This window comes from Kribbella sp. NBC_00889 (assembly GCF_045207705.1).
Taxonomy (GTDB): Bacteria; Actinomycetota; Actinomycetes; order Propionibacteriales; family Kribbellaceae; genus Kribbella.
In genome coordinates this window covers 4,834,758-4,858,856 of record NZ_CP108783.1, presented here as the reverse complement: position 1 = coordinate 4,858,856, position 24,099 = coordinate 4,834,758, and the positions used below count along the sequence as shown (strand labels likewise).

At 67.0% G+C, this 24,099-nt stretch carries 27 protein-coding genes and 1 pseudogene; 15 read left to right on the top strand and 13 right to left on the bottom strand.

Going from position 1 to position 24,099, the window contains the following annotated elements; all coding sequences use genetic code 11:
* Nucleotides 1-19 precede the first annotated feature (19 nt).
* Complete coding sequence (locus OG817_RS23495; RefSeq protein WP_406046807.1) at nucleotides 20-175, top strand: hypothetical protein; 156 nt, start codon at nucleotides 20-22, stop codon at nucleotides 173-175.
* Between the two features lie 3 nt (nucleotides 176-178).
* On the opposite strand, the gene OG817_RS23490 is transcribed toward OG817_RS23495, so the two are convergent.
* Nucleotides 179-625 carry an iron chaperone gene (locus tag OG817_RS23490; protein ID WP_406046806.1) on the bottom strand — a complete coding sequence of 149 codons (447 nt, stop codon included), beginning with the start codon at nucleotides 623-625 and terminating at the stop codon, nucleotides 179-181.
* Between the two features lie 167 nt (nucleotides 626-792).
* Here OG817_RS23490 and OG817_RS23485 point away from each other — a divergent pair, with 167 nt between their 5' ends.
* Nucleotides 793-1,797 carry an NAD-dependent epimerase/dehydratase family protein gene (locus tag OG817_RS23485; protein ID WP_406046805.1) on the top strand — a complete coding sequence of 335 codons (1,005 nt, stop codon included), beginning with the start codon at nucleotides 793-795 and terminating at the stop codon, nucleotides 1,795-1,797.
* Between the two features lie 35 nt (nucleotides 1,798-1,832).
* Nucleotides 1,833-2,438: a TetR/AcrR family transcriptional regulator gene (locus tag OG817_RS23480; RefSeq protein ID WP_406046804.1), complete on the top strand. Its 606-nt coding sequence runs from the start codon at nucleotides 1,833-1,835 to the stop codon at nucleotides 2,436-2,438.
* Between the two features lie 2 nt (nucleotides 2,439-2,440).
* Here OG817_RS23480 and OG817_RS23475 read toward each other — a convergent pair whose 3' ends face one another.
* The gene (locus tag OG817_RS23475) at nucleotides 2,441-3,547 is read right to left on the bottom strand and encodes an NAD(P)/FAD-dependent oxidoreductase (protein ID WP_406046803.1); all 1,107 of its coding nucleotides are present in this window, start codon (nucleotides 3,545-3,547) and stop codon (nucleotides 2,441-2,443) included.
* A gap of 135 nt (nucleotides 3,548-3,682) precedes the next feature.
* On the opposite strand from OG817_RS23475, the gene OG817_RS23470 reads away from it, so the two are divergent.
* From OG817_RS23470 to OG817_RS23460, 3 genes are read left to right on the top strand one after another with little or no spacing between them, the layout of a single operon-like run.
* Nucleotides 3,683-4,207: a cupin domain-containing protein gene (locus OG817_RS23470; protein ID WP_406046802.1), complete on the top strand. Its 525-nt coding sequence runs from the start codon at nucleotides 3,683-3,685 to the stop codon at nucleotides 4,205-4,207.
* A gap of 53 nt (nucleotides 4,208-4,260) precedes the next feature.
* Nucleotides 4,261-5,127, top strand: a complete 867-nt coding sequence (gene sigJ, locus OG817_RS23465; RefSeq protein ID WP_406046801.1) for an RNA polymerase sigma factor SigJ — start codon at nucleotides 4,261-4,263, stop codon at nucleotides 5,125-5,127.
* On the top strand, nucleotides 5,124-5,669 hold the full coding sequence (locus OG817_RS23460) for a GNAT family N-acetyltransferase (protein WP_406046800.1): 546 nt from the start codon (nucleotides 5,124-5,126) through the stop codon (nucleotides 5,667-5,669). The genes sigJ and OG817_RS23460 overlap by 4 nt, the downstream gene beginning before the upstream one ends.
* Here OG817_RS23460 and OG817_RS23455 read toward each other — a convergent pair.
* Nucleotides 5,654-6,049 carry a VOC family protein gene (locus OG817_RS23455; protein WP_396394831.1) on the bottom strand — a complete coding sequence of 132 codons (396 nt, stop codon included), beginning with the start codon at nucleotides 6,047-6,049 and terminating at the stop codon, nucleotides 5,654-5,656. The two genes, OG817_RS23460 and OG817_RS23455, sit on opposite strands and share 16 nt — an antisense overlap.
* Before the next feature lie 42 nt (nucleotides 6,050-6,091).
* On the opposite strand from OG817_RS23455, the gene OG817_RS23450 reads away from it, so the two are divergent.
* Entirely contained in the window at nucleotides 6,092-6,616 is a 525-nt protein-coding gene (locus OG817_RS23450; protein ID WP_406046799.1) for an NUDIX domain-containing protein, read from the top strand.
* On the opposite strand, the gene OG817_RS23445 is transcribed toward OG817_RS23450, so the two are convergent.
* The 5 genes from OG817_RS23445 to OG817_RS23425 form a co-directional block, all read right to left on the bottom strand.
* Complete coding sequence (locus tag OG817_RS23445; RefSeq protein ID WP_406046798.1) at nucleotides 6,609-7,214, bottom strand: mobile mystery protein B; 606 nt, start codon at nucleotides 7,212-7,214, stop codon at nucleotides 6,609-6,611. The genes OG817_RS23450 and OG817_RS23445 overlap by 8 nt on opposite strands.
* On the bottom strand, nucleotides 7,211-7,558 hold the full coding sequence (locus tag OG817_RS23440) for a helix-turn-helix domain-containing protein (protein ID WP_406046797.1): 348 nt from the start codon (nucleotides 7,556-7,558) through the stop codon (nucleotides 7,211-7,213). The genes OG817_RS23445 and OG817_RS23440 overlap by 4 nt, the downstream gene beginning before the upstream one ends.
* A gap of 101 nt (nucleotides 7,559-7,659) precedes the next feature.
* Nucleotides 7,660-8,496, bottom strand: coding sequence for a MauE/DoxX family redox-associated membrane protein (locus OG817_RS23435; RefSeq protein WP_406046796.1), 837 nt, complete (start codon nucleotides 8,494-8,496; stop codon nucleotides 7,660-7,662).
* 14 nt (nucleotides 8,497-8,510) lie between these two features.
* Nucleotides 8,511-9,113 carry a cell wall protein gene (locus tag OG817_RS23430; RefSeq protein ID WP_393391285.1) on the bottom strand — a complete coding sequence of 201 codons (603 nt, stop codon included), beginning with the start codon at nucleotides 9,111-9,113 and terminating at the stop codon, nucleotides 8,511-8,513.
* Nucleotides 9,114-9,126: 13 nt separating this feature from the next.
* Nucleotides 9,127-9,360: a hypothetical protein gene (locus OG817_RS23425; protein WP_406046795.1), complete on the bottom strand. Its 234-nt coding sequence runs from the start codon at nucleotides 9,358-9,360 to the stop codon at nucleotides 9,127-9,129.
* Nucleotides 9,361-9,962: 602 nt separating this feature from the next.
* On the opposite strand from OG817_RS23425, the gene OG817_RS23420 reads away from it, so the two are divergent.
* Nucleotides 9,963-10,949, top strand: coding sequence for a TerC/Alx family metal homeostasis membrane protein (locus OG817_RS23420; protein ID WP_396394823.1), 987 nt, complete (start codon nucleotides 9,963-9,965; stop codon nucleotides 10,947-10,949).
* Nucleotides 10,950-11,017: 68 nt separating this feature from the next.
* Here the strand turns inward: OG817_RS23420 and OG817_RS23415 are convergent, their stop codons facing one another.
* Nucleotides 11,018-12,292: an MFS transporter gene (locus OG817_RS23415; protein ID WP_406046794.1), complete on the bottom strand. Its 1,275-nt coding sequence runs from the start codon at nucleotides 12,290-12,292 to the stop codon at nucleotides 11,018-11,020.
* Between the two features lie 342 nt (nucleotides 12,293-12,634).
* Here OG817_RS23415 and OG817_RS23410 point away from each other — a divergent pair, with 342 nt between their 5' ends.
* Nucleotides 12,635-13,372 (top strand): SDR family NAD(P)-dependent oxidoreductase, encoded by a 738-nt coding sequence (locus tag OG817_RS23410; RefSeq protein ID WP_406046793.1) that lies wholly within the window; start codon nucleotides 12,635-12,637, stop codon nucleotides 13,370-13,372.
* Here OG817_RS23410 and OG817_RS23405 read toward each other — a convergent pair.
* Nucleotides 13,369-13,728: a GNAT family N-acetyltransferase gene (locus tag OG817_RS23405; protein WP_406046792.1), complete on the bottom strand. Its 360-nt coding sequence runs from the start codon at nucleotides 13,726-13,728 to the stop codon at nucleotides 13,369-13,371. The two genes, OG817_RS23410 and OG817_RS23405, sit on opposite strands and share 4 nt — an antisense overlap.
* Before the next feature lie 220 nt (nucleotides 13,729-13,948).
* Nucleotides 13,949-14,131: pseudogene (locus OG817_RS23400) on the bottom strand (GNAT family N-acetyltransferase); the annotation flags it as partial.
* A gap of 436 nt (nucleotides 14,132-14,567) precedes the next feature.
* Here OG817_RS23400 and OG817_RS23395 point away from each other — a divergent pair.
* From OG817_RS23395 to OG817_RS23375, 5 genes are read left to right on the top strand one after another with little or no spacing between them, the layout of a single operon-like run.
* The gene (locus tag OG817_RS23395; RefSeq protein ID WP_406046791.1) at nucleotides 14,568-15,566 is read left to right on the top strand and encodes an ABC transporter permease; all 999 of its coding nucleotides are present in this window, start codon (nucleotides 14,568-14,570) and stop codon (nucleotides 15,564-15,566) included.
* Nucleotides 15,563-16,507 (top strand): carbohydrate ABC transporter permease, encoded by a 945-nt coding sequence (locus tag OG817_RS23390; RefSeq protein WP_396394818.1) that lies wholly within the window; start codon nucleotides 15,563-15,565, stop codon nucleotides 16,505-16,507. The genes OG817_RS23395 and OG817_RS23390 overlap by 4 nt, the downstream gene beginning before the upstream one ends.
* A 48-nt stretch (nucleotides 16,508-16,555) precedes the next feature.
* The gene (locus OG817_RS23385; RefSeq protein ID WP_396394817.1) at nucleotides 16,556-18,217 is read left to right on the top strand and encodes an ABC transporter substrate-binding protein; all 1,662 of its coding nucleotides are present in this window, start codon (nucleotides 16,556-16,558) and stop codon (nucleotides 18,215-18,217) included.
* A gap of 6 nt (nucleotides 18,218-18,223) precedes the next feature.
* A complete protein-coding gene (locus tag OG817_RS23380) occupies nucleotides 18,224-20,506 on the top strand; it encodes a glycosyl hydrolase family 95 catalytic domain-containing protein (RefSeq protein ID WP_406046790.1) in 2,283 nt (760 codons plus the stop codon).
* A 26-nt stretch (nucleotides 20,507-20,532) separates the two neighbouring features.
* Nucleotides 20,533-21,549, top strand: a complete 1,017-nt coding sequence (locus OG817_RS23375) for an ABC transporter substrate-binding protein (RefSeq protein WP_406046789.1) — start codon at nucleotides 20,533-20,535, stop codon at nucleotides 21,547-21,549.
* A gap of 74 nt (nucleotides 21,550-21,623) precedes the next feature.
* Here the strand turns inward: OG817_RS23375 and OG817_RS23370 are convergent, their stop codons facing one another.
* On the bottom strand, nucleotides 21,624-22,238 hold the full coding sequence (locus tag OG817_RS23370) for a hypothetical protein (protein WP_396394813.1): 615 nt from the start codon (nucleotides 22,236-22,238) through the stop codon (nucleotides 21,624-21,626).
* Between the two features lie 152 nt (nucleotides 22,239-22,390).
* Between OG817_RS23370 and OG817_RS23365 the strand changes: the two genes are divergently transcribed.
* Nucleotides 22,391-23,386, top strand: a complete 996-nt coding sequence (locus OG817_RS23365) for an endonuclease/exonuclease/phosphatase family protein (protein ID WP_406046788.1) — start codon at nucleotides 22,391-22,393, stop codon at nucleotides 23,384-23,386.
* On the opposite strand, the gene OG817_RS23360 is transcribed toward OG817_RS23365, so the two are convergent.
* Nucleotides 23,383-24,027: a response regulator gene (locus OG817_RS23360; RefSeq protein ID WP_406046787.1), complete on the bottom strand. Its 645-nt coding sequence runs from the start codon at nucleotides 24,025-24,027 to the stop codon at nucleotides 23,383-23,385. The two genes, OG817_RS23365 and OG817_RS23360, sit on opposite strands and share 4 nt — an antisense overlap.
* Nucleotides 24,028-24,099 lie beyond the last annotated feature (72 nt).

Sequence of the window (24,099 nt, the reverse complement as noted above, 5' to 3'; positions counted from 1 at the left end):
ATGACCCGTGGCTCGAGGCGTGATCTCCAGTCAGGACACCCAGGCGGCCCTGTGGTTCCTTGGCGTCCTGTCGCAGGTGCGCGTCAGTGGCGAACAGACCGGCGGGGCCTTCTCTCTGACCGAGACAGCCGCCCGGCACGGCATCACGATTCTCGCCCCGCCACCCCAGCCGTAGGGATCAGCTCGCGGCCTTCTTCACGAGGGCGGTGATCTGCTTCTCGCCGGCAGCGGTCAGCTTTGTCAACGCGAAGGCGGTCGGCCACATCTCGCCGTCGTCGAGGTTCGCCGAGTCGTTGAAGCCGAACGTGCTGTACCGCGACTTGAACTTCCCCGCGTTCTGGAAGAAGCAGACCACCTTGCCGTCCTTGGCCCACCCGGGCATCCCGTACCAGAGCTTCGGCATGAGCTGAGGCGCGTTCTTCTTGACGATGGCGTGAATCCGCTCGGCCATCGCACGCTCCGCCTCCGGCATCTCGGCGATCTTCTCCAGTTGGGCCGCCTCTTGGTCCGCCCCGAGCGCGGCCGCCTTCATCTCCCGCGCATGCTCCTTCATCGCCCGCCGCTCCTCGGCGGTGAACCCTTCGTACGACGTGCCCTTCGAGCCTGCGGCCTTCTTCGCGTTCATCGGAGTTCCTGTCTACGAGATCCGCTGAGAACACTTCCCATGCTAGGAACCCGTCTGCGGCCTGAGCTTCTTCGAACCTGATCGATTTAAGTGGAGAGGTCGTCTCCGGTTCTGTGCTACGGTGAAAACGGAGACGGGATCTCCGCTAAGGGAGCTGGAGGGTGGAGATGGCTGAGACGGTGCTCGTGACCGGTGGGACGGGGTACGTCGGGGGATGGGCGATCGTCGCGCTGCTCGACGCTGGGTACGACGTGCGTACGACGGTTCGTGCCGCGAGCAAGGAGCAGTCGGTCCGGGATGTGGTGGGGGAGCGGGTGGGATTCGCGGTTGCGGACTTGATGCGGGACGACGGGTGGGATGCGGCGATGCAGGGTGTCGACTCTGTGCTGCATGTCGCCTCGCCGCTCGGGGATGAGGGTTCGAAGGATCCGGATGCGCTGATCGTGCCGGCGCGTGATGGGGCGTTGCGGGTGCTGCGGGCCGCGACTCGTGCGGGGGTGAAGCGCGTGGTGATGACCTCGGCCGCGAACGCCGCGAGTCCGGCGTCGTACACGGACGACGGCGTCACGGACGAGACACTGTGGACCGTCGACTCTCCGTCGCTGCCGGCGTACCGGCGTTCGAAAACCCTTGCGGAGAAAGCGGTCTGGGACTTCATGGAGGGGTACGACGGCCCGACCGAGCTGACGACTGTGCTCCCTGGTGCGGTGTTCGGGCCGATCCTGGCGGCGGACAACGTCGGTACGACGCAGATCATCCAGCGGATGCTGACGGGCAAGATGCCGGGTACGCCGAAGATCGGTCTGGAGGTCGTGGACGTTCGCGACCTGGTGGATCTGCACATCCGCGCGATGGTTGCGCCGGAGGCGGCGGGTCAGCGGTTCCTCGGCACCGGCGAGTTCGTCTGGATGCGTGAGATCGCGGCGGCGCTCAAGGAGGCGCTCGGCCCGCAGGCAGCGAAGGTGCCCACCCGCCGGCTCCCGAACTTCGTGGTGCGGCTTGCCGCGATCACCGACCCATCGCTGCGGGCGATCACCATCTCGCTCGGACGCCGCAACCGGCACACCACGGCCAAGGCTGAGCGTGTGCTCGGTTGGAAGGCGCGCCCCGCGGCCCAGACGGTCGTGGAGTGTGCCCAGAGCCTGATCGCGCACGGCGTGGTAGCCGCGTGAACGACGCCACCCCGAGGAGCGCCCGGCGAGACTCCGTGCGGAACCGTGAGCGGCTGGTCGATGCCGCGCGGGAGGTGTTCGCCGAGCAGGGGTTCGGCGCCACGCTCGACGACATCGCCCGGCATGCGGGCCTCGGCACCGGGACGGCGTACCGGAACTTCCCGAACAAGCGCGCGATCGCGGCCGAGGTGCTGCGGGAAGCAACCGAACAGATCGCGGTCGATGCACGGGAGGCGCTCGAGGTCGAGGACCCATGGGATGCGCTCGTGCAGTTCTTCGAGCGCACGGGTGCCCGGCAGGCCGCCGACCGGGGACTGTACGAGACCCTCACCGGGCAAGGCGACGACGAGGTCCAGACCCGCATCTGGCCCGAGATCGTTGCCGCAGTCACCGAACTCTTCAACCGTGCGTACCGCGCCGGCGCGATCCGCCCCGACGCCGCGGTCCAGGACGTCGCCGCGATCTTCGCCCTGCTCGGACCGGCGTTCGAAATGAGCCGCGCCATCGACCCCAACCTGTGGCGCCGCTACCTGGCCCTCCTCCTCGACGCCCTCCGCCCAGCAAACCAACCCGCCCTGCCCGTCGGCCCGCCACCCGTCGAATCCCTCGACCTCATCCTCCGCGCCGGCAAACGCAGCTGACCTCAGGTCAAGGCGGTCAGCGCTGGATGGCGCTGGGCCAGGTAGGCGCCGCGGACGATCGTCTCCTTGTACTTCGCGGCCGCGCGTCCAGTGAGTACGGCCTCGACCGGCGAGTCGTCTGCCCGGACGAACTGGATCAGTGCGTCATGGCGACCCAAGCTGATGCATTGGTTGAAGTAGCGGAAGTGCAGATCCCGCGGCTCGCGCCCGGCCAGACGATCGGTCAGGGCGCGGACCGCATGCGCCGCAGCCGGGATCCCGGTTGCGCAGGCCATCCGCAGTTCCTGGCCGGTGGTCCGTCGTACGGCGGCCGCGTCGCCGACCGCGTAGACGTCCGGATGCGACACCGACCGCAATGTCCCGTCTACGATCATCCGGCCCCGTGAGTCGACTGCGAACTCCGCCTCCGCAGCCCGCCTCGACACCTCGAACCCGGTCGTCCACACCACCACATCGGCCTCGAGCCGATCATCGCCGTCCATCGGCAGACCTTCACCATCGACCGACGCCACTCGCACACCTTCGACGCGCGAGATCCCGAGACGCTTGAAGGTCTTGTGGAGATGGCGTCGCCCACGATCCGACAACCCGGCTCCGAGCTCGCTACTCGTCACCAGCCGCACCTCCCGACCCGGGTAGGTCTCGGCGATCTCGGTCGCGACCTCGATGCCGGTCAGCCCACCGCCAACCACGGCAACCGACCCCTCCTTCTCCAGCCGCTCCCGCAGCCGCGTCGCATTGTCGACATCCGCCACGGTGTAGGCGTACTCACTTGCCCCAGGCACCGAACTCAGGCTGGTGCGACTCCCCAGCGCATAGATCAGTACGTCGTACCGCAGTTCCCGCCCGGTCAGTACGACGGTCCGCCGGTCCGCGTCGATGTGGATGACGCGATCGGCGACGAAGTCGACCCCGGTGCCTTCGAGCAACTCCTTGATCGGGCGCTCCGGCAGCTCCTGGCCGGACGCCAGTTGATGCATCCGGACCCGCTCGACGAAGGTGTCGCGGGCGTTGACGAGCGTGACCGGCGCACCGGTACGGCGAGCAGCCAGCTTGGTCGCGATCATCCCGGAGTACCCGGCTCCCAGTACGACGATGTGCGGTGACATGTGCGCACTCCTTTCGACATGACTCCTGACACATCGAGGCGGCGCGAATGTGACGTGACGACGGTCACGTCCACGGGCTGTCACGAACCTCGCGGGCTGTCTGGTCAGGTCGGCATCGTCTACGAGGAGGAAGACATGCCACAGCAGAAGGCTGTCCTGATGCGCGGCGCGGAGGCCGAGCGGCTCGGCGATCCGCCGAACATGACCTGGCTGATCGCCGACGCCGAGCACACCAACGGCATCATGAACGTCGTCCGCACCACGCTCGGAGCCGGCGTGGACGGTCCGCCGCCGCATTTCCACAAGGAATCGCCGGAGATGTTCTACCTGCTCGACGGCGCGCTGCGGATCCTGGCCGGCGACCAGATCGTCACGGTGGAGAAGGGCGACTACCTGCTCGTCCCGCCGCTGATGCCGCACGCCTGGGGTACGCCGCTGGAGGTCGGAGCGGACGTGCTGATCGTCAAGGCGCCCGGGAACAACCGGTTCGACTACTTCCGGCTGGGCGACCGGATCCGGCGCGGTCAGGCGGAACCGGCCGCGGTGCTCGCGACGGCGGAGAGGTTCGACAATACTTTTGTCGACAATGAGGTGTGGTGGCACGAGCTCGCCGTGCGGGAAGGTGAGCGGCGACAGTTCATCCCCTTCCCGGGGAACTGATGCGGACTCATCCCCTTCCCGGGGAACTGATGCCGACCGGCACAATCGAGGTCATGGATGGCCTGGCCGAGTTCGAGTCACAGCGACCCCGGTTGTTCGGCATCGCCTACCGGATCATCGGTGAGGCGAGTGAGGCCGAGGACGTCGTGCAGGACGCGTACCTGCGCTGGCGGTCGGCCGAGGGTGTCAGTACGCCGGCCGCCTGGCTGACCACGGCCGTCACCAACCTGTGCATCAACCGGCTGACGTCGGCCCGGTCCCGGCGGGAGCGGTACGTCGGCCCATGGCTGCCGGAGCCTGTTGCCACGGGCAATGACCCCCTGGAGCTGGCGGAACGCCGGGACACCATGACCATGGGCTTCCTGGTGCTGCTGGAGAAGCTGACGCCGCCGGAGCGGGCCGTGTTCGTCCTGCGGGAGGCGTTCGACTACTCGCATCGTGACATCGGCGAGGTACTCGGGATCGACGAGGCCAACGCCCGGCAGCTCTACCACCGCGCGCTGGCCCGGGTCGGCGACGCGCGGCGCCGGTTCTCCGCGAGTCCCGCGGACGGGGTGAAGCTGGTGGAGCGCTTCCTGGCCGCAACCGTCGAGGGCGACGTGGCCGGGCTGGAGCAGATCCTGACCGAGGACGCGTCGGTCTGGGCTGACGGCGGCGGTAAGGCAACCGCTGCCCGCCATCCGATCTTCGGCCGCCTCGAAGCCGCTCATTACCTGACCGGCCTTGGGAAGACCCAACGGGCGCTGGCCGCGACCGTTGCCGTGGGCGAGATCAACGGCGAGCCCGCGATCCTGGTCCACGAGTCCGGCGAGCTCACCGTCATACTTGTCCCGGAAATCCGCCACGACCGGATCAGCACCATCCGCGCCGTCCTGAACCCCGACAAGCTCGCCTACGTCAAAGGACAGCTCGCAGCATGACGACGTACAGCGACTTCCCGGCCGAACTGGTGACCGAGCGCCTGCGACTCCGGCGATGGAAGCCGTCGGACGCCGAGGAGCACCGCGGACTGTGGACCGAGCGCGATCAACGAGCGGTACGCCGGATCGACGCCGACGGACGGCCGACGGTCGAGGAGATGCGCGGGTGGCTGGTGGCGAACCCGCTGGGCACCGAGCCCGGCCTGGGGTTGCTGCCGATCGAGCGGCGCGACACCGGCGAGTTCGTCGGGTACTGCGGGCTGACGGTGGGGCAGGGGTCGTTCGACGAGCCCGAGATCGCCTACGAGCTGGCCCGGCGGGCGCACGGTCACGGCTACGCCACCGAGGCGGGTCGAGCGGTCGTCGAGGCGGCCGAAGCCACCGGGCGGCGGCGGTTGTGGGCCACCGTGCGGGAGTGGAACGCGCCGTCGTTCCGGGTGCTCGAGAAGCTCGGTTTCCACCGCAGCGACCGGGTCACCGAGGACCCGGAACGCGGCGACCTGATCTGGATGACCCGCGAGCTCGGTCAGCCGTCGGAGTAGAGACAGAACGGATGGCCGGCCGGGTCGAGCAGGACGCGAACGTCCTTCTGTGGCTGGAATTCGGCCAGGGTGGCACCGAGCTCCAGGGCATGCGCGACGGCCTCCTCGAGATCGCCGACCTCGATGTCGAGGTGCATCATCATGTGCTGTTTGCCGTCCTCGGCCGGCCAGGTCGGGCGGACCCACTCGGCCGACGTCTGGGACTGGAAGGCCAGGTAGGTCTCGGAGTTTCCCGGCACGGCCAGGGTGAACTCGCTCGGCTCGTTCTTGTGGATCTCCCAGCCGAGCACCGCGTGGTAGAACAACCCGAGCGCCTGCGGATCCGGCGCGTCGATCACCGTCCCGAACCAATGACCCTTCGGCGAACGTCCCCGGAGCATGTCTCCTCCTCCTGCTTGAAGTCTGTACTGGACACTAGACCCGTGAACCGACAGGACGACCTGGCCGCCGAAGGTGAACCGGAGAAGGAGTTCAACCCCGGAATCGCGGCGCGGTTGCCGCGGAAAACCGTGGCCGGCGGCGCACTGATCCGCGACGAGGCCGGCCGCATCCTCTTCCTCGAACCGACCTACAAACCGACCCTCGACATCCCCGGCGGCATCGCCGAGTACGACGAATCGCCGTACGACGCCTGCTGTCGCGAGGTCAAGGAGGAGATCGGCCTGGACCTGGAGATCGGCCGTCTCCTCGTCGTCGACTGGGTCCCGGTCCTCGGCGTCTGGACCGACGCGCTTGCCTTCGTCTTCGACGGCGGCACCCTCGACGACCACCACCTGTCCGCACTCACCCCAGACCCCACCGAGGTCCGCAGCCACCACTTCCTCACCCTCTCCGAAGCCACCCCCAACCTCCGCCCCTCCATGACCCGCCGCCTCACCCTCGCCCTCCAAGCCCTCACCCACCCCACCCCCACCTACGCCAACTTCGGTCGCCCAACCTTCAGCTGACAGCGTTTGTGAGGAGAGCTGCGTAGTCTCCGCCGTCCGCAGCACGCAGAGCATCGAGATGGTTGCGGCGGGCCTCGCCTGCCGGGAGGCCGCTGCGCGCGCCCCAGGTGAGATGGTCCGGACCGAGGCCCAGGGAATCCGCGAGTGCGCTCGCGACGAGTCGGGCATGCCGGCCGTTGCCTTTCACGAACGGATGGATGAACACAAGCCGATGGTGAAATCGAACGCAGGTCTCCGACGAACCGAAGGTTCCTTGTTCGATCCAGAATCCGGCATCGCCGAGCAGGACCTGCAACTCCTCCTGAATGCGCGCAGGTGGAAGGCCGATGGTGGTGTCGCGCTGACGAAGCCGTCCCGCCCATGTCCACACATCACCGAACATCCGGCGGTGAGCCTCACGAAGGAAGGTGTGGTTGAGCAGATCCCTCGGCTCGAGGGCCTGATCGCCAAGCCAGAGCAGCCCGTCGGTGATGTTCGACGCCTCAGCCTCGTTCAGCTCGTCCCGGGTTCGGATCCACGAGAACTCCTCGGTCAGGTGCTGAGCATCGTCGGCGTCGACCGGCGTCTGGCCGTCCTCCGAGCCGCCGAGCTTCGTCACGCGGCGGAGCGACCGATCCGATGCGCGACGATCTTGCGCAGCACGCGCTGGAAGCCGTCATCCGTGAGCGGCTGAGCTTCCAGGGCCATCGTCCAGGCGACCTTCTGCGCCTTCGCGATGTCCGACTGGGTCGGCTGCTCGTCCTGCGCGAGGAGGCTGAAACCAAGGATCCGCAGGACGCTGATGACCTTGTCCGCTTCCAGCCGAGGGGCTCCGTTCTCCAGGCGGCTGAGCCATTCGCGCGAGACTCCGGCCTGCGCCGCCAGGGCAGCCTGCGACAGCTGCCGCCGCCGTCGCTCGGCTCGAACGGCCGCACCGAGGTCGTGCATCTGCCCGATCGCCATCTCAGCGCCTCTCTCGTGTGATGGTACTGTCACAGCCTAGTCGCTGTGACAGTACCATCACAACCGAGCACTGTCGGAGAAGAGGGCTTGAGAACAGTCTCCTAGGCGGTGGCCAGCAGGGTCGGTCGGTACAGGGTCTGACCCGACGTGTCGTCGACGACGGCGACCCGGACCGATTCCGGTGTGTTGTCGCGATGCGGTACGGCGAAGACGGCGGTCGCCGGGCGGCCGTCGTACCTGGCGGTGTAGCTGACGAACCGCCAGTCCTCGTCGTCCCAGTAGTCGTGGATGTCGGATCGCAGCAGCCCGTTGACCGCACGGTATGCCGGACTGAGTAACAGCCGTCGCTGAGTAGCGGCGAGCGGTATGTCGTTGGTCGCGGTGCCGGCGAGTGGATGGGTGATCTCCACCCGCAGCCGACGCAGCGGAAGCAGCCAGTACCGATCCAGTTCGGCCGACAACATGACGAACGCGGCAGCCTCCAGCACCAGCACCGCCACAACCGCGACGGAGCCGACCGACCACCACCCATCACCTGCAGCCGTCGCCACCAAAGCCGTTGCCAGCAGCAACGCCGCGCGCCCGATCGTGCGCCGGCCAACGGGTTTGGCCGACGAGCCGATGCACCCACAGGACGCATCCGGAACCACGATCTTGGCGTAGATCAAGTACCCGGTGAACCCTGCCGCCAGCGCCACAGCCGCCACCGTCTCGACAGTCCATGCCGGCGGCAACAACAAGGCCAATGCGATCACGGCCTCGATCGCACCGACCGCGCGGTACGCCGGTGCCGCGCGCGTCTCGCCGACCAACCGGGGCAAGGCAGTCCGTCGTGCTTGCTCCGCGCTGTCCCGCCCGGCGACTTTGCCGTACGACGACCAGAGCAGGAGCAATCCGATGAGTAGCGGCTGGGCAGCCGCCACCTGATGTGCGAACATCACGGCCCTCCCGGTCAGTTCGAGGCGTAGACGGTGGCGATGTCGATCTCGTTGGTGCCCGGTCGCCAGGCACCGATCACCTGGGCATGTCGGCCGACCTTGAGCATCGACAGATCCGATACCGCGGGCGTGCCGTTGTAGACGGCCGCGGTGAGCCCGGGCTGCAGATGCCCCACGACCTTCTGGCCGTGGTGCTCGAGTTGCAGCGCGGACCGCCCGATCGAGGTGATGCTGACGGTCAGGTTGACGATGTTCACCCAGACCGACTCGGCAGCCAGGGTGCCGTCCGGCATCAGGACGCCGCGGGCGTACAGGCCGTCGCCGACCCGGACCTGGTCGAGCGTGGTGGGCCGGAGCTTCCAGACGCTCGTGACTCCGGTCAGCTGGATCCGGTGCAGCCGGCCGTCGGATCCCTGTACCTGCAGGAGATCCTGGTTCCGGCCGATGATCAGGCCTTCGGCGAAGTTGGGGTCCGGCTGTCCGGGTTCGGGGTACTGCGTGGCCGCGGCGAACGCGGTCTCGGGGGCGAGTGAGCCCATGGCGCTGGCGGCGACCAGGCCGGTGGCGCCGAGCGCGGCGCGGGTGAGCAGGGACCTGCGGTCCATCGTTGTGGTCATCTCAGCTCACCTCTCAGCCGACGTTGATCGTGCAGGGGATCAGGCCGGCGCTCAGGCTCGCGATCGCGGAGAACGCGGCCGGAGTCAGGTCGACGATCCTGTTGGAGGCGCACTTGCCGCCGCAGCAGGCACGCTCACCGCAGAACAGGTCGGTCTGCGGACCGCAGTCCGCGATCGACGTGACCACCCGTGATCCGTTGCACAGGTTGGTCGTGGAGTGGCGGAACCCGCAGGTCCGCCGGGACATCCCGGTGACTCCGCAGGTGTCGGGGTGGGTGATCGCGAAACAGGCGTCCGAGGCGTTCGGCCACGCGTGCTGGAAGTTGCCCGAGTGGCAGGTTCCGCAAGCACCTCGTCCGGTGCTCGCGCAGGGTCCCCATGCGTTGCCGCAACAGAACCATGAGACTTCGCCGTTGAGTCCGGCCATGACAGATTCCTCCAGGTCTAGGGGCGGTAAGACCTACAGAAACTTTGTACTCTGCTCAGGGGGAATCTCCCAGAGCTCAGGTCGAAACGGAAACTTTTTGCCCGGAACCAGGGGTAGGTATTCGATCGGAGTCGAATGCTTCAACCCCTGGCACTGGAGTCTGTATGCGGTATACGATCCTGGCGAACGCGCTGATTGTGACCTGGTGCACGGTGTGATGCATCGGTACCGGATAGGATCGGTGTGTTTGTGGAGGGGAGTATTCCTCTCGGGCGCCGCCCCCAGTGCGCCCGAAGCGGCAGCGTCGTCATCACGGGAGGCCTGGGCGGCCGAACCGGTGCTGCCGGCCCGGAGTTCCGGGCGGAAGAGACCTCCGGACCAAGCTGTGTGCCGTCGTCCGGAGGTTAGTCATGGTCTCTGTCATGTCCCCTGCTGTCTGGGTCTTCACCATCATCGGGTTGCTGGCGATCGTCGCCTTCGACCTGATCGTGATCGCGCGTCGCAATCACACGGTGACGATCAAGGACGCGACCCGATGGGTGCTGTTCTACGTCGGCCTGGCCGCGCTGTTCGCGGTCGGCCTGTTCGTGTTCAGTCCGGGCCAGACCGGCGGCGAGTTCGTGGCGGGCTACATCACCGAGTACAGCCTGAGTGTCGACAACCTGTTCGTCTTCGTCATCATCATGGCCCGGTTCGCCGTACCGAGCCTCGCCCAGGACAAGGTGCTCTACATCGGCATCGTGGTCTCGATGCTGCTGCGGGCGATCTTCATCCTGGCCGGCGCGGCCGCGATCTCCGCGGCCAGCTGGGTGTTCTACATCTTCGGCGCGTTCCTGGTCTACACCGCGATCCGGCTGGCGCTGGAGGGTGAGAACGACGAGACCGACTTCCAGGAGAACGTCGTACTGCGCGGGCTGCGGCGGATCCTGCCGCTGTCGCACGACTACGACGGCTCCAACCTGACCACCCGCGTCGACGGCCGGCGAATGCTGACGCCGCTGGTGATCGTGATCTCCGCGATCGGGATGGCGAACGTGATCTTCGCGCTCGACTCGATCCCGGCGATCTTCGGGCTCACCCAGGACGCCTACATCGTGCTGACCGCCAACGCGTTCGCTCTGATGGGCCTGCGTCAGCTGTACTTCCTGATCGGTGGCCTGCTGGAGCGGATCATCTACCTGAACGTCGGCCTGTCGGTGATCCTCGCCTTCATCGGTGTGAAGCTGATCATCGAGGCGCTGCACGGCTCGCGCATCGACGACATCGGCGCGATCCACCTGCCGCACATCGGCATCCTCACCTCGCTCGGCTTCATCGCCGGCACCCTGTTCGTGACCACGGTCGCCAGCCTGATCAAGTCGTCGTACGACCGGCGCCAGGTCGAGGTGAAGGTCCGGATCGACGACTGACCGGACCGCCACCACTCACCAACCTCGACCGACGGCGGCCCGACGGCTTCCGCTGAGCGGTGAGCCGCTCAGGGGCGTGTGGTTGGTGAGTGCTGGGCGTCCGCCTCCTCCGGACGGCGTACCTCGCGCAGGCGTAGGAAGAGGGCCGGGATCGGCGTCAGGATCAGCCCGGAGGTGAGCAGGGCGGCACGGAGGCCGGACCGGCCCGCCAGGGCGCCGAGCGGCGGGCCGCCGGCGACCTGACCGATCGCGTTCGCCTGGGACACCATCGAGATCACCGTCGCCCGCGACCGGGAGTCGACGTGGCGGTTCAGCCAGGCCGACTCGATAGGCCACGCGAGGGTGTCGGCGATCGTCCGCAGCCACATCGCGGCCAGCGCCAGCCAGAGGTGGTCGAGCAGCGCGAACGAGATGACGCCGACCACCTGCAGGAGGCTGAGCAGCGCGAGTACGCCGTTCGGATGCGAGGCACCGACCCGCTCGGGAGACAGCTTGTTCAACCCCAGCGAACTGATCAGCGACAGCAGCGTCCCGACCAGCGCGAGCACGGCGAACCAGAACGCCGGGTCCGACGTACCGAAGACCGTCGGGAAGCTGAAGTTCAGGATCTTCACCGACCACAGCCGGTCGAATGCCTCGCTCGACAGGCCGGAGATGAGGCTGATCAGGACCAGCGTCCGGACGACGGGACGCCGCCGGGCGACCGAAAGACCGTGCTTGAAGGTGTCGGCCATCTCCCGGAAGGTCTCCCGTTCCGCGGCCGGAGTCCGGTGGAAGTTGGCCTCGCGCATGAACGCCGCCAGGACCAGCGCGACCAGGATCATCCCGGCGCCGGACAGGACGAGGGGGAGCGGCAGGCTGATCAGGCCGAGCGCACCCGCGGACACGATGCCGGCGATCGTGGCGGCCAGGCTCACCTGCTGGCTGCGGACCATGACCGAGCCGACCCGGTCGGTGCCGATCTCGTCGGTGATCCAGGCCTGGTCGGCGCCGGAGGTGAAGGTGTAACCGAGGCCCCAGAGCACCTGGGCGGCGAGGATCGCGAGGAAGGCCGGCACCAGGCCTTGGAGCACGTAGCCGGCGCCGATCAACGCGACGCCGATGATGATCGACAGTCGTCTGCTGTACAGGTCGGCGACGATGCCGGTCGGGATCTCGAAGAGGAAGCAGGCCAGTTCCAGCGTGGTCCCGACCAGGACCATCTGGAGTGGGTTCAGTCCGGCTTCGCGGACGTAGTACACCATGCTGAGCGTGGAGGTCAGCGCGCCGAAGAACGCCCAGGCGGCGTTGTAGGCGTAGTAGGTCCGAACGGGGTCGGCGGACCGGAACACAGGGTGAGACATCGCGGGTAGCTCCCGAAAGCGTGTGCGGGCATGACAAGGCGCGACTCGATTAGGTCAAACGCTTGACGTGACGCACTACGGCGGCCTACCGGCAGTGGCCCGGAACAGCGGCGGTGGTGCGCTTTCAGGAGCTACGTTGCATGGGCTCAGGGTAGGGCACCGGCGGCGAGTCCGCCGCTCAATTTCCCGCCTCAGAGTGGTGTTGAGGAGTACCATCAGTAATGCCTGGCCCGGCCGTTCCCCCGTGATGGTCGGGTCAGGTTTTTCGGTGTCAGGGATGTCGAGAACGGCCTGTCGGCTTCGTCCCCCGGTAGACAGTCAGTCCTACCGGAAGGAACAGCCATGCTGCTCGAGAACAAGGTCGCGATCGTGTACGGCGCCGGCGGCGCGATGGGTGGCGCGGTCGCGCGGGCGTTCGCCACCGAAGGAGCCACCGTCCACCTGGCCGGCCGTACCCTCGCCAACCTGGAGAAGGTCGCCGCGGACATCGGTGCGGCGGTCGGTTCGGTCACGGTGCTGGACGCGTACGACGTACGGGCGGTGAACGATCACGTGGCGTCGATCGAGGGTCCGATCGACGTCGTCTTCAACGGCGTCAGCATCCGGGTGAAGCAGGACATCCCGCTGGTCGACATGGACGTCGAGGACTTCGTCCGCCCGGTCCAGGACGCGGCCCGGACCAACTTCGTCACGTCGACGGCGGTCGCCCGCCGGATGATCGTGCAGCGCTCCGGCGTGATCATCCTGCTGTCCTCGTCGGCCGCGCGGGAGTCCGGGTTCGAGATGGGCGGGTTCAGCCTGGCCTGCGCTTCGATCGAGTGCCTGACCCGGTCCATGGCCGGCGAGGTCGGCAAGTACGGCGTACGCGTGGTGGCGCTGCGGCCGAACTTCACCCCGGACACACACCCGGAGTGGGATATCCCGGAGGACGGTCTCGACCACCTGCTCGAGCGCACCGCCCTCAGGCGGCTCCCGCGCAAGGCCGAGGTTGCGCGGACAGCGGCCTTCGCCGCCTCCGACCACGCCGGCCCGATGACCGGCGCTGTCCTCAACCTCAGCTGCGGCTCGATCGTGGACTAGAACGGTTTGCGATACCTCGGCTGCCGCTCCACGGTCCGGTAGCCGAGGCTTTCGTAGAGGGCGACGCTGCCGGTTGGGTTCTCCAGGATCGTCCACAGGGATGCCGTGCGTACGCCGTACTGCCAGAGGCCGGCGTGGTTGGCGCGCAGCAGTGCGGACGCCAAGCCGCGTCGGCGCCAGTCGGGGCGGACTCCGACCCAGGGCGTGTCGTCGACGCCGCTGACCACCCATCCGGCGAGGCGATCGCCGTCCCAGGCCAGCGTCCACAGCGCGTACTCCGGGAAGTCCTCGGCCACATCGGTCTCGAACTCCTCGAAGGTGTCCTGGACGTACCCGAGCGAGCTCCGCCCGAACACGTCGGCGTTCGCCTCGAAGATCGGCCGCCGACGCCGGCCGTAGCTCGACCCCGGCCGGTAAGGCGACTTCTGTGGGCGCGTGGAGTGGCATCGTCATCCGGACCCTGGTGAAGGCGACCCGATACCCGGCCGCTTCGAGCAACGCCAACTGCCGCTCCGACTCCGGATTCCCGCCGAACATCGGCGTACCGATCCCGGCGTCAGCCGCCGCATGCTCCCGGGCGCGGTCCTCCTGCCAAGCCAGCAGACGCCGCCCGATTCCCTGCCTCTGCCACGCCGGTTCCACCGATCCGGTCAGCAGATACAGCCGAGTCCCGTCCGCCTCGTCCCACCACCGCATCCGGGCCACTCCCACCACGGTCCCGTCGACCTCGACCAGCTCACCCCGCACCACGAGTTCCATGCCCGCACTATCGCAACCCCTCGGGTCCCTACTGCCTCGCTCAGCGCGCGGCAAGCGATGCTCGAGCGGCAACTGCTCGGTCAGGTCTTGACATGGGCGGGTTACGGCGGGTTGACTGCGACATAGTTCACAGGAGAAATAAATTCTGGTCCGGACCGAAGCCGCTGGCTCAGAGCGACTTCTGCCGGGACCGCTGTCCGCCCGGATCCACTGGCGATGCCAGTGGATCGTTCGGCGTTCGCCGAGGGTCGTTGCTCTCAGCAACACGAGGGAACCCTTGTAGGCAAGCGATCTGAGCGCATCGGTCAAGGTCCGGTATCGACCCGGTGCAGAAGTCTTCCGCTGCCGGGGGTTCTGTGTCATTCTCCGGGATAGCGAAACCCGAGATCCTATCGGATATCGGTTCCACCCCAGAGCGTGACGGAAAGGATGCGGAGTGAGCGCAACCTTCGAGGTGAAGCCGGCGCCGGCGGCACCGGCCAGGACCGAGGCGGTGAAACGCACCCCGCCGCCTCGCCCGAGCCGGCGGACCGCGGCCCGCCGCAGCCTGCGCCGGCACTGGCAGCTCTATCTGCTGATCGTCGTACCGCTCGCGTACTTCGTCATCTTCAAGTACATCCCGATCGCGAACGGCGTGATCGCGTTCAAGAACTACAGCCCGATCAAGGGCCCGTGGGGCAGCGACTGGGTCGGCTTCAAGAACTTCGAGCTGTTCTTCCAGAACCCGGTGTTCTGGACGCTGGTGAAGAACACCTTCATCCTGGCCGCCTACACCGTGCTCGCGAGCTTCCCGATCCCGATCATCCTGGCGGTCGCGCTGAACGAGATCCGCAACGGCCGGTTCAAGAAGACCGTCCAGCTGGTCACCTACGCGCCGTACTTCATCTCCACCGTGGTGGTCGTCTCGATGACGATCCTGGTGCTGTCGCCGCGGCTCGGATTCGTCAACGACGCGATCGGCCTGTTCGGGGTCCCGCAGATCGACTTCCTCGGCAAGCCGGACTACTTCCGCCACATCTACGTCTGGTCCGACGTCTGGCAGACCACCGGCTACTCGGCCGTCATCTATCTGGCCGCGCTGTCCGGGATCGATCCCGCGCTGCACGAGTCGGCCCGGATCGACGGCGCCAGCCGACTGCAGCGGATCCGGCACGTCGACCTGCCGGGGATCATGCCGACCGCGGTGATCATCCTGGTGCTCGGTGTCGGCAACATCATGTCGATCGGGTTCGAGAAGGCCTTCCTGCTGCAGAACCCGCTGAACACCGCACAGTCCGAGATCATCGCCACCTACGTCTACAAGACCGGACTGCTGAACGCCGACTTCAGCATGGCCACCGCGATCGGGCTGTTCAACTCGGTGGTCAACCTCTTCCTCCTGCTCGGCGTGAACTTCGTCGCCAAGCGCATCACAGGGAACGGACTCTGGTCATGAGCGTCACGTTGCAGGGATTCCGGCGTACGGCGTCCGGGCGGTCGGAGCGCACCGCGATCGAGGAGACCAAGACCGACCGGATCTTCCTGATCGGCGTGAAGATCATGCTCTGGATCGCGCTGATCATCGTCGCGGTGCCGTTGATCTACATTGTCGCGAACTCGTTCAGCAGCGCGTCCGCGGTGAGTGCCGGCCGGGTCCTGCTGTGGCCGGTCGAGCCCAGCATCCGTGCGTACAAAGAGGCCTTCAGCGATCCCCTGATCATGAAGGGCTACCTGAACTCCTTCATCTACGCGATCGGCGGCACCCTGATCAGCGTCACGCTGACCATCGCGATCGCCTACCCGTTGTCGCGCCGGACGTTCTTCGGCCGCAACGTGATCATGAGTCTGCTGATCTTCACCATGCTGTTCTCCGGCGGCCTGATTCCGACGTACCTGGTGGTGCAGGACCTGGGCATGCTGAACACCCGATGGGCGATGGTGATCCCGAGCGCGATCGGGGTCTGGCAGGTGATCATCGCGCGCACGTTCTTCCGGAGCACGATCCCGGACGAGCTGTACGAAGCGGCCACCATCGACGGGGCCAGTGACCTGAGGTTCCTCTGGTCGATCGTGCTGCCGCTGTCCAAACCGGTGATCGCGGTGATCGCGCTGATGTACGCGATCTTCCAGTGGAACAGCTACTTCGACGCACTGGTCTACCTCAAGGACCCGGGCCTGTATCCGCTCCAGATCGTGCTGCGGAACGTGCTCATCCTGAACACGATGACCGGTTCGACCACGACCACCAGCTTGGCCCAGCAGCTCGAACAGCAGCAGTTGGCCAACGTTCTCAAGTACGCGCTCATCGTCATCTCGAGCCTGCCCGTACTGATCATCTACCCGTTCGTCGCCCGCCACTTCACCAAGGGCGTGATGGTCGGCGCGGTCAAGGGCTAACGGGTCCATTCAGGGCTGAATGGGCCCACTTCAGAAGGGAACACAGCAATGCGCTCATCCGTGAGCAAGGTCGTCGCGCTGGCCGCGGCCGGTGTGCTCGCCCTGGCGGCGTGCAGCTCGGACAAGGACAAGGGTGGTGCAGCGAACGAGACCTCGGCCGACGGCAAGGTCATCATCGACACGTTCACCCCGTCCGACTCCAGCACCAACCTGGACACCAACCAGGTCACCAAGATCATGAGCGACAAGTTCAAGATCCAGTTCCGTTGGCAGACCACGACGTACGACGCGGGTCCGGCCAAGGAGAAGCGGCAGATCTCACTCGCCAGCGGCGACTACCCGGACCTCTTCTTCCTGATCCCGTGGGTGGACGCGTTCACCCAGGCCGAGGTGCTGAAGCTCGGTCAGCAGGGTGTCGCGGTCCCGCTCGAGGACCTGATCAAGGAGAACGCGCCGAACATCCAGAAGGTGCTGGACTCCAACAAGGAGTACAAGGAGATGTCGACCGCGCCGGACGGTCACATCTACGCGCTGCCGCAGTGGGCGGACTGCTTCCACTGCACCTACCCGGACAAACTGTGGATCAACAGCACCTGGCTGAAGAAGCTCAATCTGCAGCCGCCGAAGACGACCGAGGACCTGCGCAAGGTGCTGCAGGCGTTCAAGACCCAGGACCCGAACGGCAACGGCAAGGCCGACGAGATCCCGATGACCACCGACGTCCAGGACAGCAGCCTGATCGCGTACCTGATGAACGCGTTCGCGTATGACCCGGTCGGTGCCAACAACGGTCAGCGCTCGCTGCTCACCCTGAACGGCGACAAGGTCGTGACTCCGGTCAGCAGCCCGCAGTGGAAGGAAGGCCTGAAGTACATCGCCTCCCTCTACAAGGAAGGCCTGATCGACCAGGCCGCGTTCACCCAGAACGCGCAGGCGCTGCAGGCGCAGGGCAACAACCCGAAGGCGGTCGTGCTCGGATCGGTGCCGGTGCTGTGGCCGGGCATCTTCGTGCAGCTCGACTCCAAGGACGGCCGGGACAAGCAGTACGACTCGGTGCCGCCGCTGACCGGTCCTGAGGGCAAGAGCTACACGGGCTACAACCACCCGACCTCGACCGGTTACACCTTCATGCTGACCAACAAGGCCAGCAAGGAGGCGCAGGTCGCAGCGGTCAAGATGCTCGACTACATCTTCACCGACGAGGGCCAGATGATCTCCAACATGGGTCCGGAGGGTGTCGGCTGGAACAAGCCGAAGACCGGTGAGATCGCGCTCGAGGCGAGCACCAAGCCGCTGTACAACCCGGTCCAGAACGCTCCGAAGAACATCAGCTGGGGCGCGCTGGGGCAGTACAACAACACGCTGGCCTACCGGAACGCGCAGGTGGTTCCGAAGGACATCTACACCGGTGCCGGCCTCGAGCGGCGGTTGTTCGAGGCAACCAAGCAGTACGAGGGTCACGAGGACAAGGCGCAGTGGTTCCCGCAGACCTCGGTCTGGCCGGACCCCAGCCTGAGCGGTGAGACTGCGACCCTGCAGACCAACCTCAGCACCTACGTGAACCAGAACCAGTTGGCGTTCATCACCGGTTCGAAGAACATCGACACCGACTGGGATGCCTACGTGAAGGGTCTGGACAGCACCGGCATGACCCGGTACCTGGAGATCCAGCAGCAGGCGTACGACAAGTACAAGTCCGGGAGCAAGTAGCCCTTCATGTCCCACGAACTGTGGTTCCGCACCCCCGCGCCGGACTGGTTCGAGGCGTTGCCGCTGGGCAATGGTCACCTCGGTGCCAAGGTGTTCGGCCGGGTCGGTGTGGAGCGGATCGCCCTCAACCTGGACGACGTGTGGTCCGGCGACGGCCCGCGCGAGCTGACGGTGGCGGACGGTCCCGAGGTGCTGGCCGACGTACGACGGTTGTTGCTGGAGGACGGTGATCGGCTGGCCGCGACTGAGCGGACCCGGGCGTTGCAGGGTCCGTTGGTGGAGTCGTACCAGCCGCTCGCCGACCTGCTGATCGAAGCGCCCGGAGAACCACAGGACTACCGACGGAGTCTGGATCTCCGGACCGGGATCGCCGCCGTCGACTACATGGTCGACGGCGTGCGGTTCCGGCGGGAGACGTACGTGTCGACGCCGGACCAGGTGATGGTGTGGACGATCACGGCCGACCGGCCGGGTGCGATCGACCTCGACCTGAGCCTGGAGAGTGAGCATCCGGTACGCGTGGAAGTCGCCGACGGCACCTATGGTGTCGTCGGCCATGCGCCCTCGGATCTGACGATCGAGTACCGGCAGAGTCCGGACCCGATCCGGTACCGCGACGGTCACGGCGTCGGCTTCGGCGTCGCCCTACGCGTGGACAGCCTAGGCGGTGCCGTGGATGTGACCGACGCGGGTGTCGCTGTTCGCGGTGCCGACAGTGTGACGGTGTTGTTGTCGGCGGCAAGTACGTTCGCCGGCTGGTCGGTGCCGCCCGGCCGGGATCCGCTGGTGGCGCTGCGCGAGGCGATCGGCGTACTGGACGCGGTTGCCTTGGACAAGCTTCGTGGGCGGCACGTCGAGGACCACGTCGCGTTGTACGACCGCGCCGAGCTGGTCCTGGGTGAGCCTGGCGAACTGCCGACCGACGAGCGGATCAAGGCGGTGGCTGCCGGGGGCAACGATCCGGACCTGGTCGCGTTGATGTTCGGCTTCGGCCGGTATCTCCTGATGGCGTCGTCCCGGCCCGGGACCCAGGCCGCCAACCTGCAAGGCATCTGGAACACCGACCGCCGGCCGATGTGGGCGAGCGACTGGACCAACAACATCAACACCCAGATGAACTACTGGCCGGCGGATCTGACCGGCCTGGGGGAGTGCTTCGACCCACTCACCGACCTGCTGGAGGGCCTGGCGACGTCGGGCGCGCAGACAGCGAGAATCCTGTACGACGCGCCGGGCTGGGTGTCGCACCACAACGCGGACATCTGGCGTGCGACCTGGCCGGTCGGTGAAGGTGGCGACGACCCGGTGTGGTCGATGTGTGCGACCTGTGGCGTCTGGCTGACCGCGCATCTGATGGAGCATTACCGCTTCCAGCAGGATCTCGGCTTCCTCCGCGACCGCGCGTATCCGCTGATCGCGGGTGCGGCCGAGTTCGTCCTGTCGATGCTGGTCGAGGACGGCGACGGCCGGCTGCAGTTCATCCCGTCGACCGCGCCCGAGCACCACTTCGTCCTTCCGTCCGGCGAGAACGCGTCCGTCGACCTCACCTCGACGTACGACATCTGGCTGATCCGCGAGCTGTTCGCGAACCTGCACGAGGCCGAGGGGGTACTCGGGCTCAGCTCGGAGCTCGCCGTACGAGCCGCGGCCGCACGAGACCGTCTGCCGGCGGTGCGGATCACGCCTGACGGGCGGCTGTTCGAATGGCCGACCGACTGGCCACCGTCCGAGCCCGACCACCGCCATCAATCGCATCTCTACGGGCTCTACCCGGGCGCGGAGATCGACCCGACACGTACGCCGGAACTGGCCGCGGCCGCTCGTGCTTCGCTGGAATTGCGGACTGCGGGTGCGACCAACGGTGGCTGGACGGCCGCGTGGCTGGTCGCCCTGTGGGCGCGGTTGTTCGACCCGGAGAAGGCGGCGGAGGTGATCCGTGACTATCTGAGTCGACTGGTTTCGGACAACCTGTTGCACCGCGACGGCGACATCTTCCAGATCGACGCCAACTTCGGCATGACCGGTTGCATCCCCGAGCTGTTGATCCAGAGTCACACCGACACGATTCGGCTGCTGCCGGCGCTGCCTGCGGACTGGCCGGATGGATCGTTCCGCGGCCTGCGGGCTCGGGGTGGTCTGAGCTTCGATGTCAGTTGGAGCGGTGGTCGGCTGACGGCCGTGTCCGTGCTCGCGGCGCAGCGCGGTACATACCGGATCGCGTGGCCCGACGGCGAGGTGACGGTGGAGTTGCCGGCCGCCCAACAAATGGACCTGGTTAGGACTGCCTAACCAAAGTTGTTGTAGTCTCAATGTCCGTGAAGACGCGCATCGTGGTAGTCGTTGCGGCAGCTCTGCTGGTGCTGGCCGGGTGTGGTGGTGGCACCGACACCGGGGGTGCCGACACCGGGGTCGGTGACACCGACGTCGCGACCGGCGGACGGCTGTTCAAGACCGCCGACGAGGACACCGCCAAGCTCGGTTCGGACGCGCAGCCGGGCGTCTTCCCGCGGACGGTGAAGCACGCGCTCGGCGAGGCGAAGCTGGACAAGAAGCCTGAGCGGGTCGTCGTACTGGACAGCGGTGAGCTGGACGACGTACTGGCGCTCGGCATCACCCCGGTCGGGATGGCGACGACCGCGGGGCAGGCCGGCGTACCGTCGTACCTCGCGGACAAGGCGCAGGGGATCAAGACCGTCGGCGGGATCAGCGAGCTGAACCTGGAGGCGATCGCGGCGCTGAAGCCGGACCTGATCCTCGGCAGCAAGCTGCGCGCTAACGACCTGTACGACAAGCTGAACGCGATCGCGCCGACGGTGATGAGCATCCGGCCCGGGTTCCCGTGGAAGGAGAACTTCCTGCTGGTCGCGGACGCGGTCGGCGAGGAGGACAAGGCCACCGGGATCCTGAACGACTACCAGAAGCGCGCCGACGAGGTGAAGTCGAAGGTGGACGGTTCGCCGACGATCTCGCTGGTCCGGTTCCGGCCGGCCGAGATCCGGCTGTACGGCAACCTGTCGTTCATCGGCGTGATCCTGAAGGACGTCGGGCTGCCGCGGCCGAAGATCCAGGACGTACAGGACCTCGCGGTGGAGGTGTCGCAGGAGAACATCTCGCAGGCGGCCGGTGACTGGATCTTCTACTCCAGCTACGGCAAGCCGGACACCACCGCCGAGAACACCGTTGTCAACGGCAACCTCTGGAAGGCGCTGCCCGCGGTGAAGGACGGTCACGTAGCCCGCGTCGACGACGAAGTCTGGTTCCTCGGCCTCGGCCCGCTCGGCGCCATGGACGTCCTCACCGACCTGGAGAAACTCCTGAGCCCGAAGGGCTGAGAAGCTCCCCGCCCTTCGCTTCGCTCAGGGCGGGGAGGTAGGAGGAACTCGTGAGTCCGAGACCGGGGCCGGGATCAGTCGAGGGCGCGGCCGCGGTCGGTGACGGTGACGTCGGGGGCGTACCGGGCGACGGCTGCGACGAGGTCGTCGTAGGGGAGGGGCCGGCCGAGGATCTCGACGGTTCCGGGCCATCGGCAGGACGGACCCCAGCTTCTCGAACTCCGGGCGAGCGAGGTTTCGTCGTGCACCAGCACGACGAGGTACGGTTCCCAGACCTCGTCGCCTTCGGCGTTCACCTCGTGCCGTTCCACCCGGCAGACACCGTGTACGTCGGGCCAGGCGATCATGCGGCGTTGCTCACCGCCCAGGTGGATCCCGGCAGCGTCGATCGACAGCAGTACGTCGTCGGAGTCGGCCTCGCGCCGCTCCTCGATCGTTGTCACGGCACCGACCAGAAGCAGCACCGGAAGGCCGACCGCGAAGATCAGCGGCGTTCCGCCGAAGGACAGCCAGATGGCCTCGAGGGGTTTGCGGACCGGTTCGCCCCTGACCAGCTGCACGACTACGCAGAGCACGGTGAGCAGCACCATCAGCGCGAACAGCACCGTGCCGAGGTACAGGACAGTCTTCGTCGTCCCGAGTCCGCGACGCTTGACGACGAACGGCTCGGCGGTCTGCACAGACGGCATAGTCGCATTGTCAGGGCTCTCAGCCCTTCGCACCACCGTCCTCACAAAATGCTAATCATTTCGGTCCGGACCGGTCCTTCCTAGGGATGAAAAGCCACGCCGGACCCTGTGGCGGGCTTTGGTCCGGACCGTGTGTCCGCAACAATCGCTGCATGCCGGACCGCCAGACCGCTGTCGCAGCACCGAAACCGCCGTCGCGGGCCAATAGCCGTGGACGCCGGAAGAACGGCAAGTGGCGTCGTGGCTGGTTCATCGCCGTCCTCGCGGTACTGTCCGCCCTTCCGCTGCTCTTCCATCGCTGGGTGCCGAACTCGGTCGGCAACCTCGGCAGCCTGCTCGACACCTTCCTGCCCTGGGTGGGCGTCGCCATACCCATCCTCGGAATCGCGGCCCTGGTACGACGTTCCGCTATCGCCGGTGTCGCGTTGCTGGTACCCGCGGTGGTGTGGGGCCTGATGTTCGGCAACCTGCTGATCCCCGGCAAGGGTGGCGGTGCCTACGACGTCCGCGTCCTGTCGCACAACGTCGATGCGGACAACCCGAACCCGAAGGCGACGGCGCAGGATCTGCTCACCGCCGACGCGGACGTGATCGCCCTCGAGGAGGTCACCGCGGCGGACATGAAGGTCTACAAGGCGGCGTTCGCCAAGACGTACCCGTACCAGGTGGCCCGCGACACCGTCGGGCTCTGGTCGAAGTTCCCGGTGGCGCAGAGCGAGTCGGTCGACGTCGGCTTCAAGTGGACCCGCGCGCTGCGCGCCGAGGTGAGCACCCCGCAGGGCAAGGTGGCGGTGTACGTCGCCCACCTCGCCTCCGTGCGGGTCGGCACCAGCGGCTTCACCTCCGGCCAGCGCAACGACACGATCAAGGCGCTCGGCCGGCAGATCTCGGACGAGAAGCTCGCCGGGGTGATCGTGATGGGCGACTTCAACGGTACGGCGAACGACCGCAGCCTGGCTCCGTTGACCACCGGACTGCGCTCGGCCCAGGGCGCGGCCGGCTACGGGTTCGGCTTCACCTGGCCGGCCAAGTTCCCGATGGCGCGGATCGACCACATCATGGTGCGCGGCGTCACCCCGACCAAGGCCTGGGTGATGAGCTCCACCGGCAGCGACCACCGCCCGGTCGTCGCCGAGATCCGGATCTAGTCTCCTGCGATCCCGTTGCGGTACGCGTAGCGGACGGCTTCGGCACGGTGCCGGGCGCCGATCTTGGCGAAGGTGTTGTTGATGTGGGTCTTCACAGTCGCCTCGCTGATGAACAGTTGCTTCGCGATCTCCGGATTGCTCAGTCCGCCCGCGATCAGTCGCAGTACCTCGGTCTCCCGCGACGTCAGTCCGGCGGCGTCCTTGGCCGGCGCACCCGGCGTCAGGCCGGCGATCAACCGCCGCGACACCTCGGGATCGAACGTCGACTGCCCGGCCGCGGTCGACCGCAGCGCCGCACCGATCTCCGCCCGGCCGGCGTCCTTGGTCAGGTAGCCCCGCGCCCCGGCCCGCAGCGCGGTCGCGATCGACGCGTCGTCGGCGTACGTCGTCAGCACCAGTACGGCGACGTCCGGGAAGCCGGCCGTGATCCGGGCGGTCGCCTGGACCCCGTCCAGGACCGGCATCCGCAGATCCATCAGCACGACATCGACGTTGCCCTGAGCAACCAGATCGACGGCTTCGGCGCCATTCGCGGCCGCGCCGGTCACCTCGATGTCGTCGAGCAGTTCGAGCAGGGCGACGAGTCCCTCGCGCACGACCTGCTGGTCGTCGGCCACCACGACCCGGATGACGTCACTCATCGCCTACCTCCGCGACCACCAGCCAGTCGTCCCCGTCCGGACCTGCTGTCAGCGTGCCACCGACCAGGGCCA

Excerpts from the sequence above, each read along its gene's own strand:
- OG817_RS23430 (WP_393391285.1), bottom strand. The coding sequence starts at position 9,113 with ATGACCACAACGATGGACCGCAGGTCCCTGCTCACCCGCGCCGCGCTC.
- OG817_RS23420 (WP_396394823.1), top strand. The coding sequence starts at position 9,963 with ATGTCCCCTGCTGTCTGGGTCTTCACCATCATCGGGTTGCTGGCGATC.
- OG817_RS23365 (WP_406046788.1), top strand. The coding sequence starts at position 22,391 with ATGCCGGACCGCCAGACCGCTGTCGCAGCACCGAAACCGCCGTCGCGG.
- OG817_RS23360 (WP_406046787.1), bottom strand. The coding sequence starts at position 24,027 with ATGAGTGACGTCATCCGGGTCGTGGTGGCCGACGACCAGCAGGTCGTG.
- OG817_RS23435 (WP_406046796.1), bottom strand. The coding sequence starts at position 8,496 with ATGTTCGCACATCAGGTGGCGGCTGCCCAGCCGCTACTCATCGGATTG.
- sigJ (WP_406046801.1), top strand. The coding sequence starts at position 4,261 with ATGGATGGCCTGGCCGAGTTCGAGTCACAGCGACCCCGGTTGTTCGGC.
- OG817_RS23425 (WP_406046795.1), bottom strand. The coding sequence starts at position 9,360 with ATGTCCCGGCGGACCTGCGGGTTCCGCCACTCCACGACCAACCTGTGC.
- OG817_RS23460 (WP_406046800.1), top strand. The coding sequence starts at position 5,124 with ATGACGACGTACAGCGACTTCCCGGCCGAACTGGTGACCGAGCGCCTG.
- OG817_RS23475 (WP_406046803.1), bottom strand. The coding sequence starts at position 3,547 with ATGTCACCGCACATCGTCGTACTGGGAGCCGGGTACTCCGGGATGATC.
- OG817_RS23380 (WP_406046790.1), top strand. The coding sequence starts at position 18,224 with ATGTCCCACGAACTGTGGTTCCGCACCCCCGCGCCGGACTGGTTCGAG.
- OG817_RS23485 (WP_406046805.1), top strand. The coding sequence starts at position 793 with ATGGCTGAGACGGTGCTCGTGACCGGTGGGACGGGGTACGTCGGGGGA.
- OG817_RS23415 (WP_406046794.1), bottom strand. The coding sequence starts at position 12,292 with ATGTCTCACCCTGTGTTCCGGTCCGCCGACCCCGTTCGGACCTACTAC.
- OG817_RS23455 (WP_396394831.1), bottom strand. The coding sequence starts at position 6,049 with ATGCTCCGGGGACGTTCGCCGAAGGGTCATTGGTTCGGGACGGTGATC.
- OG817_RS23470 (WP_406046802.1), top strand. The coding sequence starts at position 3,683 with ATGCCACAGCAGAAGGCTGTCCTGATGCGCGGCGCGGAGGCCGAGCGG.
- OG817_RS23490 (WP_406046806.1), bottom strand. The coding sequence starts at position 625 with ATGAACGCGAAGAAGGCCGCAGGCTCGAAGGGCACGTCGTACGAAGGG.
- OG817_RS23410 (WP_406046793.1), top strand. The coding sequence starts at position 12,635 with ATGCTGCTCGAGAACAAGGTCGCGATCGTGTACGGCGCCGGCGGCGCG.
- OG817_RS23440 (WP_406046797.1), bottom strand. The coding sequence starts at position 7,558 with ATGGCGATCGGGCAGATGCACGACCTCGGTGCGGCCGTTCGAGCCGAG.
- OG817_RS23390 (WP_396394818.1), top strand. The coding sequence starts at position 15,563 with ATGAGCGTCACGTTGCAGGGATTCCGGCGTACGGCGTCCGGGCGGTCG.
- OG817_RS23370 (WP_396394813.1), bottom strand. The coding sequence starts at position 22,238 with ATGCCGTCTGTGCAGACCGCCGAGCCGTTCGTCGTCAAGCGTCGCGGA.
- OG817_RS23385 (WP_396394817.1), top strand. The coding sequence starts at position 16,556 with ATGCGCTCATCCGTGAGCAAGGTCGTCGCGCTGGCCGCGGCCGGTGTG.